Below are 17,373 nucleotides of genomic sequence, written 5' to 3' on the forward strand. Positions count from 1 at the left end.
GCTTAACGGCCGGGCAGCGGCAACGGCGCAATGCCGTGCGTCTGGCGGCACCAGTAGTCGAACGTGGCGCGCACGATGGACGGTTTGAGCAGATAGTCGTGCGCTTCGCGCGCCAAGGCGTCGTCCACCGGCGTCAGCGGGCCGAAGGCCTGCGCCCGGATCTGCATGCGCGCCGCACGTTCCAGGTAGACCGACAGATAGGTCGCTTCCTCACAGCTGGCGCCCGCCGTCAGGTAGCCGTGGTGCGCCAGGATGATGGCGCGCTTGGCGCCCAGCGCGGCCGAGATGATCACGCCTTCCTGGTCGGCGATGGGCACCCCGGGCCACTCGCCCAGGAACGCGCAGTCGTCGTGCAGCGGCGTCATGTCCATCTGCGAGATCACCAGCGGCTGGCGCGCCGCCGCCAGCGCCGAGGCCCACGGCGAATGCGTGTGGATGATCGAGCGCACGTCGGGCCGGGCCTCGTACACCCACAGGTGAAAGCGCGTGGCCGGATTGGCCATGCCATCGCCGGTCAGCGTATTCAGGTCGCGGTCGACCTCGATGAAGTCGGCGGGGGTGGCCTCGTCGAACCCCAGGCCGAAGCGCAGCGTCCAGTAGGCGCCCGGGCGCTCGGACCGCACGCTGATCTGGCCGGCCAGGCCGGCTTCCTGCTCGGTCATCGCCAGGATGCGGCAGGCGTAGGCCATGGTCTCCTGGGGGGTGCGCGGCACGGCGCGCAGGTGCTGAGCCATCTCTTGGGTGGCGCGGGTGTCGAAATAGGCTTTTTCGCGCAAGGCGTTGTCCATGCTGTCTCCTGTCATGGCGGACGGCGCGGACGGACCCCGCGCCATGGGAAGCAGTATGGAAACCTTGGCGGCATCAAGCCATGCAGCGTGGGTCATAGCAGGTATTCGGCGGCCGTCGAGGGCCGGCCAGCGGCAGGGTCTGCCCCCGCCACCCTACCCCCGCGCGATGCGGCGCGCGCAGGCCAGCAGTTCACCCACCAGCGGCAACGGTTCGCGCTGGGCCAGGGTGATGGCCACCACCCGGCGGCGCAGCACCGGGCTGGCAATGGCCACCTTGCGCAATTCATAGTCGGCCAGCAGTTTTTCGGGAATGCGCGACGGCAGGATACAGGCCCCCACCCCCGACGACACCAGCTTGAGCATGGCGTCGATGGTCTCGGCTTCGGCCACGAATTCCGGTTGCAGGCCGGCGCTGTGGATCATCTTGCGCAGCGCATAGTGCGGCGGAAAACCCACCAGCCGCAGGGCCATGGCGCCCAGGTCGACGCTGTCGGCCACGTCCACGCCACGCCGCACGATCAGGCACATGTCGTCGTCGAACAGCGGCGTGGACGCCAGCGCATCGGAGGCCACCGCGGCGTCATAGACAAAGCCGATGTCGGCCTTGCCGCTTTCCACCAGCGCCACCACCTCGGGCGAGCTGCGGCCCATGACCGACAGGTTGACGTGCTCGCGGCTGCTGACGAACTGCGCCACGACCTCGGCCATGAAGTAGTAGCTGAGCGTATGCACCGTGGCCAGCCGCACCGAGCCCTGCGTCACGCCTTCGCGCTGGCGCACGGCCTCCAGCGTCTGGTCGATGCTGCGATAGGCGGGCACGATGCCGTCCAGCAGGCGCGTGCCGGCTTCGGTCAGCTCGACCCCGCGGCCCGTGCGCACGAACAGCGGCTTGCCCACGTGCGCTTCCAGCGCGGCCAGCTGGCGGCTCAGGCCCGATTGCGTCTGGTCCAGGTCTTCGGCCGCGCGCGACAGCGACTTCAATTCCGCGATCCGCAAGAAATAACGTAGTTGGCGGTCCATGCTTTCCCCTGCGAGGCCCTGCGGCAAGCCTCGTCTTTATCGATTGCGCTCGAGACGGCGCGGCTGACAGTGTGCCCCAAGGCACGCGGCGCCACTATCGGGATTTCCATTGATCGGTGATAAATTGTCGGACTCGACAAGGAGCCCCGCATGGCCAAATTGCAACGTGACGCCGTCATCGCCAGCGCGCTGGAACTGCTGGACGAGGTGGGCGTGGATGGCCTCACCACCCGCAAGCTGGCCGAGCGCCTGGGGGTGCAGCAGCCGGCGCTGTATTGGCATTTCAAGAGCAAGCAGGCGCTGCTGGACGCGCTGGCCGAGGCCATGCTGCGCGACCACATGCAAGCCATGCCGACGCCCGGCGGCCCCTGGAAGGAATTCCTGCTGGCCAACGCGCGCAGCTTTCGCCGCGCACTGCTGGCCCACCGCGACGGCGCCCGCATTCACGCCGGCACCCGGCCCGCCGAACCGCAGTACGAACGCGTGCAAGCCCAGCTGAACCTGTTGTGCGATGCCGGCTTCACACCGCTGCGCGCGGCCAATGCGCTGCAGGTGATCGGCCACTACGTGGTGGGTTCGGTGATGGAGCAGCAGGCCTTTGACGCCGCCGCGCCCGATCGCGCCCAACCGCCCAGCCCGCCGCCGGCCCTGGCCCGCGCCATGAAGGCGCTGGACAAGCAAGGCCCCGACGCCACCTTCGAATTCGGCCTGGCGATGATGCTGGACGGGCTGGCGCCGGGCTAGGCCTGCCCGACGATCCTGCCCGGGCTGCCCCCCCCCAACGACCCGCCCGTCGCCGCCCCCGCGCCCCACGCATTCTGGAGTTCCCATGCAACCCTCCCCCCAACGCCCCATCGCCGCCACCATCGCCGCCGTCATCCGCGACGGCCACGTGCTGCTGGTGCAGCGCGCCAACCCGCCCGACCAGCATCGCTGGGCTTTTCCCGGCGGCAAGATCGATGCCGGCGAACGCCTGGAAGACGCGGCCGCGCGCGAGCTGTTCGAAGAATGCGGCGTGCGCGCCAAGCCGTTGAGGGTGTTCGACGCCGTCGACGTGTTCGACCACGACGACCGCGGCGCGCTGCGCCGGCACTACATCCTGATTGCGGTGCTGTGCCAATGGCAGTCCGGCGAACCCGTGGCAGCCGACGACGCGCAGGATGCGCGCTGGGTGCCGCTGGCCGACCTGGACGGCCAGGCGCTGGCGACCAGCTTCGGCGTGGCGGCGATTGCGCACAAGGCCGCGGCGCTGATGGCCCAGGCCGGCAAGGCGCGCTAGCGCTGGCGCCCCCATCCTGGCCTTCCCGTCCTACTGCCAAACAAGCGATCCACGCCCATGTTCGACCCCTACCTGTCCCGCTGGAACCTCGTGCCCGACGGCGCGCCCATCACCACGCCCGCCGCGCGGCTGCTGCCGGTACGCCAGGCCGGCGTGCCCGCCATGCTGAAGGTGTCGGTCGAGGAAGACGAGCGCCAGGGCGGTGTGCTGATGACCTGGTGGGACGGCCAGGGCGCGGCCCGGGTGCTGGCGCATGACGCGGATGCCATCCTGCTCGAACGCGCCACCGGCACGCGTTCGCTGGCCGCCTATGCCCGCACCGGGCGCGACGACGACGCCACCCGCATCATCTGCGGCGTGCTGCGCGATCTGCACGCGCCGCGCGCCAAGCCGCTGCCGCCGCTGCGGCCCCTGCGCGAATGGTTCGTCGAGCTGTGGCCGATGGCGCAGGCGCGTGGCGGCCTTCTGGCCCACAGTGCCCGCCACGCCCGCGCGCTGCTCGACGATCCGCAAGACCAGGTCGTGTTGCACGGCGACGTGCATCACGACAACATCCTGGATTTCGGCGAGCGCGGCTGGCTGGTCATCGACCCCAAGCGGCTCTATGGCGAACGCGGGTTCGACTACGCCAACGTGTTCTGCAACCCCGACCTGGCCGACCCGAACCCGGCGGTCGCCATCGTGCCGGGCTGCTTCGAGCGGCGCCTGGACATCATGGTCGACGAATCGGGCCTGGACCGCCGCCGCCTGCTGCAATGGGTGGTGGCCTGGTGCGGCCTGTCGGCCGCGTGGTTCCTGGGCGACGGCGACGATGCGGCCATCGACCTGAACATCGCCGCGCAAGCGCTGGCGCTGCTGGAAGGCTAGCGGGTTCGCGCCACGAAGATCGGCAGGCCAGGCCCCGGCCAGCCACGCCCCGGCCCACCCCGCTATGTTGGCGCAATCTGCTCCAGATAGCGCGTGGGCGACACCCCCATCAGGTTGCGGAACATATACACGAACGCGCTGGCGCTGGCATAGCCCAGCGCGCGCGCCACGCTCACCACCGACTGGCCCTGCAACAGCCGGCAGATGCCTTCGTCGATGCGCACCTGCAAACGCCAGTGGTGAAACGTCATGCCCGTCTCGTCCTTCATGCGGCGTGCCAGCGTGCGGGCGCTGGCCCCCATGCGCTCGCCCCACTGTTCCAGCGTGTCGTCATTGCCCGGCGTTTGCAGCACGGCGGCGCAGACCTTGCGCAGGCGGCGATCGAACGGCAGCGGCAGCTGGCGGTGCTGGCGCTCGGTGCCGGCCAGCAGGTTGAGCAGCAGTTCGGCGCTCAGGCGCTGCACCGGGCCGTGACGCGCGACCGGCTGGTTCAGCGCCAGGATCAGTTCGCGCATCAGCGGCGCCACGTCCAGCGCGCAGGTGTCTTTCCAGAGCCAGGGCGCCGCGTCCGGCGCGATGAAGGCCGAGCGCATGGTGACCTGGCCCACCATGCGCACCTCGTGGGCCACGCCCGGCGGAATCCACAGCGCGCGCATCGGCGCCAGCAGCCAGGCGCCGTCTTCGGTCATGACGCGCATGATGCCGGTGGGCGAATACATCAGCTGGATGCGTTCGTGCGAATGCGGCTCCTGGCGCTGGCCGTCTTCATAGTGAAACGAGCGTGCCACCACGGGTGGCGCCTCGACGGGAAACTCTCGCATTGACGGTTTTTCGATAGCAATGGATCAAACGACGCGCAGGCAGACAGTTATGTCCGTTTTTCGACATTTTCTGTCCGGCGTTCGGGGAACTTGCTTTTTATCATTAATGCAAATGATTCCCATTGTTTTCAAAAGAAAATGACCCCCGCCGCACGCCTCCCTGTCGCTTTTGGCCCACGCCCCGCTGCCTTCCCCCAACCCGCACCCCGCCGCCTGCGCCTGACCGTGGCCGCCGCCCTCCTGGCCCAGGCGTGCCTGCCCGCCCTGGCCCGCGCCGACGACGCCGTGCCGCAACTGAGCCCGGTGCGCGTCACCGGTTCGGCTGACAGGATGTCGGACCCCGGCCAGACCGAAGGCGTGCCGTCCTACACCGCCAACAAGGCCACCGTCAGCAAGACCGGCGCCGACGTGCGCAACATTCCCAATTCGGTGTCGATCGTGACGCGCCAGCGCATGGACGACCAGAACATGGTCACCGTGGAAGATGCCCTGCGCCAGACCACCGGCGTCAGCGCCATGACCTACGGCGACGGCACCGCCTACTTCACCGCGCGCGGCTACGAGGCCGACGTGCAGTTCGACGGCATCCCGGCCAACGGCGCCCTGCAATACCTGCCGCAGTTCGACCTGGCCCTGTACGACCGCGTGGAAGTGCTGCGCGGCCCGGCCGGCCTGCTGCAAGGCTTTGGCAGCCCCGCCGGCACCGTCAACCTGGTGCGCAAGCGCCCGCAGGACGCCTTCAGCCTGACCGGCGCGGTCATGGCGGGATCCTGGAACAACTATCGCACCGAGCTGGATGCCACCGGCCCGATCACCGAGGACGGCCGCGTGCGCGCCCGCGCCGGTTTCGCCGCACAGGACCGCGATTATTTCTTCGACAAGGCCAACACCCGCCAGGGCCTGGTCTACGGCGCGCTGGAATTCGACCTGACGGCCAACACCACGCTGACCCTGTCCGCCGCCTACCAGCGCCAGCGCATGGCGCCGTTCGACTACGGCCTGTCGATCTACTCGAACGGCAAGTTCGTCGATTCGCCGCGCAAGGGCTTCTACGGCACCGACTGGGCGCGCGGCGACACCACCTTGTCCGAAATCTATACCGAACTGAGCCACCGCTTTGCCAATGGCTGGACCGGCCAGGTGTCCATGAACTACCGCTCGACCGACCTGGACAGCCGCTACGGCTACATCAACGGCCCGGTCAACCCCGCCAACGACCGCGCCGGCTACCGCCTGCAAGTGCAGAAAGACCAGATCCGCTGGCTGGGCATGGACACCCATGCCACAGGCCCGTTCGAACTCTTCGGCCGCACCCATCAGGCCATGATCGGCGCCAACTACGCCGAGCGCAACCAGGACAGCCGCTCGGGCGGCGCCAACTACACCAACGTGTCGATCGACGACATCGACGTGCCCCACCCGGACCTGCCCTACACCTCGGGCGACAAGTCCAAGTCCAGCCAGATGGGCATCTACGGCCAGTTGAGCCTGAACGTCGCCGACCCGCTGACGCTGATCGTGGGCGGGCGCCAGAGCTGGTATCGCAATGCCACGCAGGCGGTGCTGCCCACGCCGGGCGACACCCGGCGCGACCCCGAGGTGCGCAAGTTCGTGCCCTACTACGGCGCGGTGGCGCAGCTGAATTCGTGGCTGTCCGCCTATGCCAGCTATTCGGACGTCTACGCGTTCTCGGAAGCCTGGCAGATGACGGCCGACGGCAAGCCGCTCAAGCCGCGCACCGGCAAGCAGTACGAAGTCGGCCTGAAAGGCGAATTCCTGGACGGCGCCGCCAACGCCTCGCTGGCGCTGTTCCGCATCCGCGACAAGAACCGCGCCGTGGCGGACGATGCCAACCCCGGCCGCTACCTGGCCCAGGGCGAAGCCCAGAGCCAGGGGGTGGAAGCCGAAATCACCGGCCGCCTGCTGCCCAACTGGGACCTGTACGCCGGCTACACCTACCTGCAGACCCGCTACCTGTCGGACCCCACGCAGGAAGGCCAGATCGTCGACCCCGAAACGCCCAAGCACCTGTTCAAGGTCTGGACCACCTACCGCTTCACCCCCGACGTGCTGCCGGGCTGGCGCGTGGGCGGCGGGGTGCGCACGCAAAGCCGCACCAGCCGCAACAACGTCTCGTGGCAAGGCGGCTACGCCGTCGTCGACGCGCAGGTCGGCTACAAGATCAACCGCAACCTGGACGCCTCGCTGACGCTGAACAACGTCTTTGACCGCAGCTACTACGCCCGCGTGCCGTCCAGCTACTACGGCATCTATGGCGAACCGCGCAACGTGATGCTGACGCTGCGCGCCACCTACTGAGCGCCCCAGGCCCGCGGCGGCGCGGGCCTGTCCGCTGTCAAACGGCTGCCGGGATCGATTTGTTAAGGTGTAGCCCCACACCCCTTGACCTCTCATTCCAGGAGTACCGGATGACCGGATTGTTTATCGTGGTGGCGGCGTTGGCATTCCTGATGCTGGCGGCGTATCGAGGCTACAGCGTGATTCTGTGCGCGCCCATCGCAGCCATGGGCGCGGTGCTGTTGACCGACCCGTCGGCGCTGGCGCCCGTGTTCTCGGGCATCTTCATGGAGCGCATGGCGGGCTTCGCCAAGCTCTACTTCCCCGTCTTCCTGCTGGGCGCCGTGTTCGGCAAGCTGATCGAACTGTCGGGCTTTTCGCGCGCCATCGTGCAGGCCGTGCTGCGCCTGATCGGCGCCGAGCGCGCCATCATGGCCATCGTGCTGGTCTGCGCCGTGCTGACCTACGGCGGCGTATCGCTGTTCGTCGTGGTGTTCGCCGTGTACCCCTTCGCGGCCGAGATGTTCCGCCAGGGCGGCATCCCCAAGCGGCTGATGCCCGGCGCCATCGCGCTGGGCGCGTTCACCTTCACCATGACGGCGCTGCCCGGCACGCCGCAGATCCAGAACATCATCCCCACCACGTTCTTCGAGACCACCACCTGGGCCGCGCCCTGGCTGGGGCTGATCGGCGCACTCTTCACGCTGACGGCCGGCATCAGCTACCTGGAATGGCGCCGCAAGCGCGCCGCGGCCGCCGGTGAAACCTACGGCACCGATCTGCGCAACGAGCCCGACACCCCGGCCGGCGGCCGCGAGCATCACCCGCTGATCGCCCTGCTGCCGCTGGTGGTCGTGGGCGTGGCCAACTACCTGCTGACGCGCTGGATTCCCGGCTGGTACCCCGCCGGTTCGCAGGTCGACCTGCCCGGCCTGGCCCAGCCCATGCCCGTCAACGCCGACGACCAGGTCGCGCTGTGGGCGGTGATGGGCGCGCTGATCGCCGGCATCGTCACCATCCTGCTTTTCTCGTTTGCCAGCATCAAGGCGCATTTCGCCGAAGGCAGCAAAAGCGCCGTGTCGGGCGCCCTGCTGGCGTCCATGAACACCGCCGCCGAATACGGCTTTGGCGGCGTCATCGCCGCGCTGCCCGGCTTTTTGATGGTGGCCAGTGCGCTCAAGGCCATTCCCGACCCGCTGGTGGGCGAAGCCGTGGCGGTCACGTCGCTGGCGGGCATCACCGGGTCGGCCTCGGGCGGCATGAGCATCGCGCTGGCGGCCATGGCGCAGACCTTCATCGACAGCGCCCACGCCGCCGGCATCCCCATGGAGGTGCTGCACCGCGTCGCCGCCATGGCCAGCGGCGGCATGGACACCCTGCCCCACAACGGCGCCGTCATCACCCTGCTGGCCGTCACCGGCCTGACCCACCGCCAGTCGTATGGCGACATCTTCGCCATCACCCTGATCTCGACGCTGTCCGTCTTCCTGGTGATTGCGGTGTACTACCTGACCGGCATCGTCTGACCAAACGCCTGGCCGAAAATCTCGGCCAGCCACTGGCTGAACACCCGCACCCGCGCCGACACCTGGCGGTTCTGCGGGGACAGCACCGACACCGGCATCGGCGCGGGCGGGCAATCGGGCAGCACCACCTTCAGCCGCCCGCTGGCCAGTTCATCGGCCACGCGGTAGCGCGGCACCTGCGCCAGCCCCAGGCCGGCCAGCGCCGCGCTGGCATAAAGCTCGGCGCCCGTCACGCTGACCACCGCCGCCGGGCGCACCAGTACATTGCGCCCATCCACCATGAAATCCAGCGGCAGGCTGCGCCCCGTGGCCGATGACAGGTAGTCCACCGCCTGGTGGCCTTCCAGATCGTCCAGGCTGCGCGGTTCGCCATGGCGCGCCAGATAGGCGGGACTGGCCACCGTCACCTGCGGCATCAGCGCAATCTGCCGTCCCACCAGCGACGAATCCTGCAAGGTGCCCGCGCGCAGCACGCAATCCACCCCTTCGCGCACCAGGTCCACCAGGCGATCGTCTTCGCCCAGGTGCAGCACGATGTCCGGGTGGCGCGCCAGGAAAGCCGGCAGCGCCGGCACCACGAACACCCGCGCCAGCGTGCCCTGCACATTCACCCGCAACAGCCCCTTGGGCGCCGTGTTCAGAAAGGCCCCGTCCGCCTCTTCCAGGTCGGCCAGCAGGCGCACGCAGCGGCGGTAATAGGCCTCGCCGTCGTGCGTCAGCCGTACCTGGCGGGTGGTGCGTTCCAGCAGCCGCGCCCCCAGCCGCCTTTCCATGCGCTTGATCAGGTTGGTCACCGTGGCGCGGGGAATCTGCAGGTCTTCCGACGCCTGGGAAAAACTGCGCCGCTCGGCAATGCGCACGAACACCTGCATTTCCTGAAAGCGATCCATACCCGGCCCCGATTATTAAAGTAAATGAAATTATGTTAGCAAAATCAGGGTAATTATCTTTCGTTTGGAATAGTCGATGATTCGTCTCACCCCCTCACCTGCGGAGCCTTACATGAACCCCCAAGCCCCCCAACGCGTTGCCCTGGTCACCGGCGGATCCCGCGGCATCGGCGCCGCCATCGTGCGCCGCCTGGCCGCCGACGGCTTTGCCGTCGCCATCAACTATGCGTCCAGCGCCACCGAAGCCGACGCCCTGGCCACCGAAATCCGCCAGGCCGGCGGCCGCGCCGCCACCGTGCGGGCCGACGTATCCAAGAGCGCCGACGTGCGCGCCATGTTCGATCACGTCCAAGCCGAACTGGGCCGCATCGACGTCCTGGTCAACAATGCCGGCGTGCTCAAGCTGCAGACGCTGGCCGACACCACCGACGAGCTGTACGACCAGACCTTCGACATCAACACCCGCGGCACCTTCAACACCCTGCGCGAAGCCGGCGCCCGCCTGGCCGACGGCGGTGCCGTCATCAACGTGTCCAGCACCACCGTGGCGCTGAACATGCCCACCTATGGCATCTACATCGCCAGCAAGGCCGCCGTCGAAGGCTTCACCCGCGTGTTCGCCAAGGAACTGCGCGGCCGCCGCATCACCGTCAACGCCGTCGCTCCCGGGCCCGTCGCCACCGACCTCTTCAAGAAAGGCAAGAGTCCCGAGCTGATCGAGCACTTCGCCAAGATGCCGCCCCTGGAACGCCTGGGCGAACCCGAAGACATCTCCGGCGTCGTCGCCTTCCTGGCCAGCCAGGACGGCGGCTGGATCAACGGCCAGGTGCTGCGCGCCAACGGCGGGATTGCCTGATTCAACGGCCCCTTCCCGGAACCTCCCTCATGCCATCCGTCATCCCCATCACCGGCGCCGGCACGCCCGGCGACACGGCACGCGGGACGGCGTATGCGCGCTGCGACGGCCTGCCCGCCGGCAGCCGGGGCCGGCGCGGCCGGCGGTGAATCACGCCGCAAACCGCATAACAGCTTTGCGCCCCCAGGCCCATCCCCAGGCGCGCACCAACTCCTAGACTGGCTGCAAATCATCGCAGTCAAGGAGAGGTCCGTTGCAACCGCTGTTATCCAACCTGAAAGTGCTCGACCTGAGCCGCGTGCTGGCCGGCCCCTGGGCCAGCCAGATCCTGGCGGACCTGGGCGCTGACGTCATCAAGGTCGAGCGGCCCGGCCAGGGCGACGACACCCGGTCCTGGGGGCCGCCCTTCCTGAAGGACGAGCAGGGCCGCGACACGGCGGACGGCGCCTACTTCGTGGCCACCAACCGGGGCAAGCGTTCCATCACGCTGGACCTGCAGACCGCCGAAGGCCAGGCGCTGGTCAAGCAGCTGTGTCGCGATGCCGACGTGGTGCTGGAGAACTACAAGGTCGGTACGCTGGCGCGGCTGGGGCTGGACTACGCATCGCTGTCGGCGATCAACCCGCGCCTGGTGTACTGCTCGGTGACGGGGTTCGGCCAGACCGGGCCGCGCGCGGCCGAGCCGGCCTACGATTTCCTGATCCAGGCCATGGGCGGGCTGATGAGCGTGACCGGCGAACGCGATGACAAGCCGGGCGGCGGGCCGCAGAAGGTGGGGGTGCCGATCGTGGACCTGACCACCGGCGTGTATGCCGCGCTGGGCATCGTGGCCGCCTTGCTGCGGCGCTCGCAGACCGGCCAGGGCGAGTACATCGACGTGGCCATGCTGGACGTGCAGGTGGGCCTGTTGGCCAACCAGGCCATGAACTTCCTGCTGGGCGGGCGCGTGCCGCGCCGCACCGGCACGGCGCACCCGAACATCCAGCCGCAGCGCACCTTTGCCTGCGCCGATGGCGACATCGTCATCGTGGTGGGCAACGACGGGCAGTTCGCCACCCTGTGCGAGGCGCTGGGCCAACCCGCCCTGGCGCACGATCCGCGCTACGTCAGCAACAGCCAGCGCGTGAAGAACCTGGACACGCTCGACCCGCTGCTGGACGCCATTTTCATCCGTGAGCCACGCGCCCATTGGCTGGACCTGCTCAAGCGAGCCGGGGTGCCCGCCGGCTCGATCAACACGGTGCCCGAGGTGTTCGACGACCCGCAGGTGCAGCACCGCGGCATGCTGCGGCGCCTGCCCCACCCCGTCGCCGGCGAGGTGCCGCAGGTGATGAACCCGCTGCGCTTCGGGCAGTCGCAGCTGCGGGTGGACCGCGCGCCGGCGCTGCTGGGCCAGCACACCGACGAGGTGCTGGCCGAACTGAGGCTGAGCGCGGCGCAGATCCAGGACTACCGCGACCGCAAGATCATCTGACCGGCCTCGACCGACCCGACAACAAGGAGACACACCATGACCATGCCGGAAAACCTGGCCGGGCCCTACACCGCGCTGGACGTCAGCCTGGACGGCGGCGTCGCCACCATCCTGCTGGCCAATCCCCCCGTCAACGCGCTCAGCACTGAAATGATGAACGAGCTTGCGTGGGTGCTGGACCGCATTTCCGAGACGCCCGAGGTGCGCGCGGTGGTGCTGTCGGGCCAAGGCAAGACCTTCTGCGCCGGCGCCGACCTGAAGAACCGCGCCGCCACCATCAAGGGGCCGGGCGACCTGCCGCAGCATTCGCGCCGAACGCGCGAGTGTTTCCATGCCATCCGCGAATGCGCCAAGCCGGTGGTGGGCGCCGTCAACGGCGCGGCGCTGGGCGCGGGCTTGGCCATCGTGGCCTCGTGCGACATCCTGCTGGCGGCGTCCGACGCGGTGGTGGGCCTGCCGGAGATCAACGTCGGGCTGCTGGGCGGCGGGCGCCATGGCATGCGGCTGTTCGGCCATTCGCGGCTGCGGCGCATGATGCTGACCGGGCTGCGGGTGGACGGCAACGAGCTGTACCGGCTGGGCGTGGTCGAGGAAGCGCTGCCGGCCGAGGCCCTGATGCCACGCGCGCTGGAACTGGCGCGCGAGCTGGCGTCCAAGAGCCCGCTGGCGACCATGCTGGCCAAGCAGACGCTCAACGCCATCGAGGACATGAGCCTGCGCGACGGCTACCGCTACGAGCAGGACATGACGGCGGCCATCGCCAAGACCGAAGACGCGATGGAGGCGCGCCGCGCCTTCCTGGAAAAACGCGCGCCGGTATTCCAGGGCCGCTAGCGGCGCGCCCCCGGAGCGGGGCGCATAACAGCCATTGCGGTGGCGCCGTACGAGCGAGGCCGGGCGCTGCCCGCACTTCGCAAGAAAAAAAAGACACTAGGAGACGACATGACGAGCGCATTGGACGGCGTGAAGGTGCTGGACCTGAGCCGGGTGTTCTCGGGGCCGTGGGCGGCGCAGATGCTGGCCGACTTCGGCGCCGAGGTGATCAAGGTCGAGCGCCCCGGGCGCGGCGACGACGTGCGCCACCAGGGCTACCCGCTGCCCGGCCGCGACGGCGCGCCCAGCCCGCAGACCTCGTCGTTCGTGGCCATGAACCGCGGCAAGAAGTCGCTGACCCTCGACATCTCCCGACCCGAGGGGCAGGCGCTGGTGCGGCGGCTGGCACAACAGGCGGACATCGTCATCGAGAACTTCAAGGCCGGAGACCTGCGCCGCTACGGACTGGACTACGCGGCGCTGGCGGCCGTCAATCCGCGGCTGGTGTATTGCTCGATCACCGGCTTCGGCCAGAGCGGGCCGTACAGCCACCTGCCGGGCTATGACCCGATCTTCCAGTCCATGAGCGGACTGATGAGCGTGACCGGCGTGCCCGACGGCGAGCCGGGCGCGGGGCCGGTCAAGGCGGGCTATTCGGTGTCGGACCTGACGGCGGGGTTCTATGCGGTGTGCGCCATCCTGGCGGCGCTGCGGCACCGCGACCAGGTGTCGGGCGCCGGCCAGCACATCGACCTGGCGCTGCTGGATGCGCAGATCGCGGCGTTGTCGCACATCGGCATGAACTACCTGGCCAGCGGCCAGTTGCCGGCGCGCATGGGCTCGGCCTCGCAGATCACCGCGCCGTTCCGGGCGTTCGAATGCCAGGACGGGCACCTGATGGTGGCGGTGGGCAACGACTCGCAGTTCCGCGGCTTCTGCCAGGTGATCGGGCTGCCTGACCTGGCATGCGATGCGCGCTTCGACACCAACCCCAAACGGGCCGCCGCGCAGCCGGAACTGTCGCGACTGATCGAGCCGGCCATGCGCGCCCGCACCGTGCAGGACTGGAACCAGGCGCTGGCGGCGGCCAACGTGCCCTGCGGGCCGATCTACACCATGGACCAGGTGTTCGAAGACCCGCAGGTGCGCCACCGCGAAGTGCTGGGCAGCGTCGAGCATCCGCAACTGGGCACCCTGCCGGTCATCCGCAATCCGATCCATTTTTCCGGCACGCCGATCACGGGCGGCCTGCCGCCGCCCCTGCTGGGCGAGCACACGGCCGAGATCCTGCGCGCCGAACTGGGGCTGGCCGATGACGAGATAGCCCGCCTGCGGGCGGAGGGCATCGTATGAGCGGCATCGACCCTGACCTGATCGAAGAGATCCGCGACAGCGCGCGCGACTTCCTGCAGCGGCGCGACCAGCGCCAGCGCAAGCGCAGCGCGACCGCGCCAGACCGCGACTATTGGCGCGAGATCGCCGAGGTCGGCTGGATCGGCATGAGCGTGCCCGAAGCGCAAGGCGGCCTTGGGCTGCCCTGGCGGGCCATGGCGGCGGTACTGGAGGAAGCGGGCCGCGCACAACTGCCCGAACCGCTGGTGGCCGCGGGCGTGCTGCCGGCGGCGCTGCTGGCGCGGCTCGCGCCGGTCGACGCGGCGCGACGCGACGCGCTGCTGCAAGCGGTGTGCGGCGGCGCAATGCTGATCGGGCTGGCCTGGCAAGAGACCGAGGGCCAGCTGGAGGCCGGCGAGGCCGCCACGGCCTTCGGCGTCAGCGTCATCGAACGCGAGGGCGCCTATGTGCTCAATGGCGAGAAGCGCCACGTGGTCCCCGGGGCCGGCGTCGATGGCTGGCTGGTCACGGCCGATGGCGAGCGCGGCAGCGCCCTCTTCTACGTCGCGGCCGGCACGCCGGGCGTGTCCGCGCAGGTCCACGAGCGCGCCGACGGCACCGTCGCCTGCCACCTGGCGATCGAGTCGGCCGTGGTGCCGGCGGACGCGCTGCTGGCGATCGACGCCGTGCTGGACGCGGTGGACGAAGCGCTGGACCTGGGCCGCCTGATGCAGTCGGCGGAACTGGTGGGCGTGGCGCGGCAGGTGCTGGCCGACTCGGTGGCCTACCTGAACACGCGCCAGCAGTTCGGCAGGCCGCTGGCGTCGTTCCAGGCCTTGCAGCACCGGCTGGTGGACGCCGCCATGCAGGTCGAGCTGGCGGCCAACAGCCTGCTGGACGCGCTCGATACCCTGGCCGCGCAGCCGGACGACGCCACCCTGCGCAAGAGCGTGGCCAGCCGCGCCAAGGCCCGAGCGGCGCGCGCCGGCCTGGAGGCCGCGCGGCTGGCGATCCAGCTGCATGGCGCCATCGGCTACACCGACGAATGCGACGTCAGCCTGTACTTGCGCAGCGCGCTGCACCTGGCGGCGTGGCTGGGCAATGCTGCGGCCCATCGCCAGCGCTACGGCGCACTGGCGGCGCTGCCTGCGCAAGACGCCGAGGACGACACCGCCGCGCCCGCCATCGACTTCCCGCGCGAGGCCGACTGGAACGGCATGCCGGAAGCCGATTTCCGCCGGCTGGTGCGCGGTTTTTTCCGCGCCCATTATCCCGAGCACCTGCGCCACGTGCCGTGGCGGCTGCACTGGGACGAGATCAGGGACTGGTATTTCACGCTGTCGCGCCAGGGCTGGATCGCGCCGTCATGGCCGCGCGAGCATGGCGGCATGGCGCTGTCGCCCGCGCGCCAGATCGCCTTCATCGAAGAGGCCGAACGCCACGGCGTGGCGCGCGCGCCGGACCAGGGGCTGGTGATGCTGGGACCGATCCTGATCCGCCACGGCACCGAGGAACAACGCGCCCGCTTCCTGCCGGGCATCCTGTCGGGCGAAGCGGTATGGGCGCAGGGCTATTCGGAGCCGAACGCCGGATCGGACCTGGCCTCGCTGCGCTGCGAGGCGCTGGTGGACGGCGACGAGCTGGTGGTGAGCGGCCAGAAGACCTGGTCGACGCTGGCCCAGGACGCGACCCACATGTTCATGCTGGTGCGCACCGACAAGACGGTCAAGAAGCAGGCCGGCATCAGCTTCCTGCTGGTCGACCTGGCCAGCCCGGGCGTGAGCCGCCGCCCCATCCGCACGCTGTCGGGGCACGAGGAATTCTGCGAGGTGTTCTTCGACCAGGTGCGCGTACCGCGCGCCAACGTCGTCGGCGAGCTGAATGCCGGCTGGGGCATCGCCAAGGCGCTGCTGGGCTTCGAGCGCCTGTTCAGCGGCAGCCCCAAGCACGCCAACCATGCCTTGCAGCAGATCTACGGCATCGCGCGCCAGCGCGGGCTGCTGGCCGACCCGGCGTTCGCCGACCGGCTGGCCGAGTTGCGGCTGGACGCGGCCGACCTGACCGCCATGTACAGCGTCTTCGCCGAGCTGGCCAAGGCCGGCCGGCCGCTGCCGCCCGAACTGTCGCTGCTGAAGGTCTGGGCCACCGAGACGCACGAACGGCTGGGTGCCCTGCTGATCCAGATCGCCGAGGAATACGGCGGCGCGGCGATGCGGCTGGGCTATGGCAACGGCCAGGTGCACGCGCTGGCGCCGTACGTCAACGCGCTGGCGGCGACCATTTTCAGCGGCACCAACGAGATCCAGCGCAATATCTACGCCAGACAGCTCGGCCTGGAAGGCGCATGACAACGACGCGCCGGCCTTGAGCCGGCGCCACAGGAGAGAGACAGATGAAGCAAGCAACCGCACTGACGGTGGCCACCCTGCTGCTGGGCGCCACCTTTGCCGCCCCGGGCCACGCCGCCGCGCCCTGGCCGAGCCAGCCGATCCGGCTGATCGTGCCCTACCCGCCCGGCGGTTCGGTCGACAACCTGGCGCGGCTGCTGGCGCCGGCGCTGGGCCAGCGGCTGGGCCAGACCATCGTGATCGAGAACAAGGCCGGCGCCAGCGGCACCATTGGCGTGGACGCCACGGTGCGCGCCACGCCCGACGGCAATACCTTCGGCTTCGGCGTGCCGGGCGCCATCACCGGCCTGCCGCACGTGATGAAGGTGCCCTACGACGTGTCCAGGATCCAGTACGTGTCGCTGGTGGCGCGCATTCCCCTGGTGATCGTGGTCAACCCGTCCCTGCCCGACGCCACGCTGGCCGACTTCGTCGCCAGCGCCCGGCGCCAGCCCGGCAAGTACAACTATGGCTCGGCCGGCAACGTCACCACCCCGCACCTGGGCGGCGAACTGCTCAAGCAGCAAACCGGCATCGACATCATGCACGTGCCGTACAAGGGCGCCTCGCCCGCGGTCACGGCGCTGCTGTCCAACGAGGTGCAGATGTTCCCGGGCGACGCCTCGGCGGTGCTGGGCTTCATCAAGGCCGGCAAGCTGCGCACGCTGGCGGTGGCCAGCCCGACGCGCTTCGAGGGCCTGCCCGATGTGCCGACCACCAAGGAGGCGGGTTTTCCCGATGTGATCGTGGAATCGAACTACGGCATCATCGCCCCGACCGGCACACCGCCCGAGATCGTGCAGAAGATGTCGCAAGCCATCGCCCAGACGCTGGCCGAGCCGGCCCTGCGGCAGAAAATGATCGACCAAGGGGCCATTCCCACGGCCACCACGCCCGAGGCCTACCAGGCGCTGATGCAGGCCGAGTCGAAGAAATGGGGCGAGGTGATCCGGCGCGGCAAGCTGGGGCTGGAATAGTCCCATGCCGGCCCGCTTTTGCCGTACCCTTATGCCGTCTCTTTC

Annotated in this window: 15 protein-coding genes; 11 read left to right on the plus strand and 4 right to left on the minus strand. The window is 69.3% G+C overall.

The window, feature by feature from the left end; translation table 11 throughout:
• Positions 1–2: 2 nt before the first annotated feature.
• Together AC6LJ2_RS02930 and AC6LJ2_RS02935 are read right to left on the minus strand one after the other, a co-directional pair.
• Positions 3–788, minus strand: a complete 786-nt coding sequence (locus AC6LJ2_RS02930; RefSeq protein ID WP_263911824.1) for an aldolase — start codon at positions 786–788, stop codon at positions 3–5.
• Positions 789–941: 153 nt separating this feature from the next.
• Positions 942–1,808 carry a LysR substrate-binding domain-containing protein gene (locus AC6LJ2_RS02935; RefSeq protein WP_263911823.1) on the minus strand — a complete coding sequence of 289 codons (867 nt, stop codon included), beginning with the start codon at positions 1,806–1,808 and terminating at the stop codon, positions 942–944.
• 150 nt (positions 1,809–1,958) lie between these two features.
• Between AC6LJ2_RS02935 and tetR the strand changes: the two genes are divergently transcribed.
• From tetR to AC6LJ2_RS02950, 3 genes are all read left to right on the plus strand, one after another.
• Complete coding sequence (gene tetR / locus AC6LJ2_RS02940) at positions 1,959–2,552, plus strand: tetracycline resistance transcriptional repressor TetR (protein ID WP_263911822.1); 594 nt, start codon at positions 1,959–1,961, stop codon at positions 2,550–2,552.
• Between the two features lie 85 nt (positions 2,553–2,637).
• Entirely contained in the window at positions 2,638–3,087 is a 450-nt protein-coding gene (locus tag AC6LJ2_RS02945; RefSeq protein WP_498150719.1) for an NUDIX hydrolase, read from the plus strand.
• A gap of 57 nt (positions 3,088–3,144) precedes the next feature.
• On the plus strand, positions 3,145–3,954 hold the full coding sequence (locus AC6LJ2_RS02950) for an aminoglycoside phosphotransferase family protein (RefSeq protein ID WP_498150720.1): 810 nt from the start codon (positions 3,145–3,147) through the stop codon (positions 3,952–3,954).
• Positions 3,955–4,016: 62 nt separating this feature from the next.
• On the opposite strand, the gene AC6LJ2_RS02955 is transcribed toward AC6LJ2_RS02950, so the two are convergent.
• On the minus strand, positions 4,017–4,775 hold the full coding sequence (locus AC6LJ2_RS02955; protein ID WP_263911817.1) for an AraC family transcriptional regulator: 759 nt from the start codon (positions 4,773–4,775) through the stop codon (positions 4,017–4,019).
• Between the two features lie 225 nt (positions 4,776–5,000).
• Here AC6LJ2_RS02955 and AC6LJ2_RS02960 point away from each other — a divergent pair, with 225 nt between their 5' ends.
• Positions 5,001–7,094 (plus strand): TonB-dependent siderophore receptor, encoded by a 2,094-nt coding sequence (locus AC6LJ2_RS02960; protein ID WP_498150721.1) that lies wholly within the window; start codon positions 5,001–5,003, stop codon positions 7,092–7,094.
• Between the two features lie 110 nt (positions 7,095–7,204).
• Positions 7,205–8,599 carry a GntP family permease gene (locus AC6LJ2_RS02965; protein WP_498150722.1) on the plus strand — a complete coding sequence of 465 codons (1,395 nt, stop codon included), beginning with the start codon at positions 7,205–7,207 and terminating at the stop codon, positions 8,597–8,599.
• On the opposite strand, the gene AC6LJ2_RS02970 is transcribed toward AC6LJ2_RS02965, so the two are convergent.
• Complete coding sequence (locus tag AC6LJ2_RS02970) at positions 8,578–9,489, minus strand: LysR family transcriptional regulator (RefSeq protein ID WP_498150723.1); 912 nt, start codon at positions 9,487–9,489, stop codon at positions 8,578–8,580. The two genes, AC6LJ2_RS02965 and AC6LJ2_RS02970, sit on opposite strands and share 22 nt — an antisense overlap.
• A gap of 112 nt (positions 9,490–9,601) precedes the next feature.
• Here AC6LJ2_RS02970 and AC6LJ2_RS02975 point away from each other — a divergent pair, with 112 nt between their 5' ends.
• From AC6LJ2_RS02975 to AC6LJ2_RS03000, 6 genes are all read left to right on the plus strand, one after another.
• Complete coding sequence (locus tag AC6LJ2_RS02975) at positions 9,602–10,345, plus strand: SDR family oxidoreductase (protein ID WP_498150724.1); 744 nt, start codon at positions 9,602–9,604, stop codon at positions 10,343–10,345.
• Positions 10,346–10,598: 253 nt separating this feature from the next.
• Complete coding sequence (locus AC6LJ2_RS02980) at positions 10,599–11,819, plus strand: CaiB/BaiF CoA transferase family protein (protein ID WP_498150725.1); 1,221 nt, start codon at positions 10,599–10,601, stop codon at positions 11,817–11,819.
• 36 nt (positions 11,820–11,855) lie between these two features.
• Positions 11,856–12,653 (plus strand): enoyl-CoA hydratase/isomerase family protein, encoded by a 798-nt coding sequence (locus tag AC6LJ2_RS02985; RefSeq protein WP_263911806.1) that lies wholly within the window; start codon positions 11,856–11,858, stop codon positions 12,651–12,653.
• A 108-nt stretch (positions 12,654–12,761) separates the two neighbouring features.
• Positions 12,762–13,985 carry a CaiB/BaiF CoA transferase family protein gene (locus AC6LJ2_RS02990; RefSeq protein ID WP_263911804.1) on the plus strand — a complete coding sequence of 408 codons (1,224 nt, stop codon included), beginning with the start codon at positions 12,762–12,764 and terminating at the stop codon, positions 13,983–13,985.
• Positions 13,982–16,312, plus strand: a complete 2,331-nt coding sequence (locus AC6LJ2_RS02995) for an acyl-CoA dehydrogenase family protein (protein WP_498150726.1) — start codon at positions 13,982–13,984, stop codon at positions 16,310–16,312. Before AC6LJ2_RS02990 ends, AC6LJ2_RS02995 begins: the two co-directional genes overlap by 4 nt.
• 44 nt (positions 16,313–16,356) lie before the next feature.
• Positions 16,357–17,328 carry a Bug family tripartite tricarboxylate transporter substrate binding protein gene (locus tag AC6LJ2_RS03000; protein ID WP_263911800.1) on the plus strand — a complete coding sequence of 324 codons (972 nt, stop codon included), beginning with the start codon at positions 16,357–16,359 and terminating at the stop codon, positions 17,326–17,328.
• The last annotated feature ends 45 nt before the right edge of the window (positions 17,329–17,373 follow it).

This window comes from Achromobacter sp. 1014246743, from assembly GCF_059760725.1.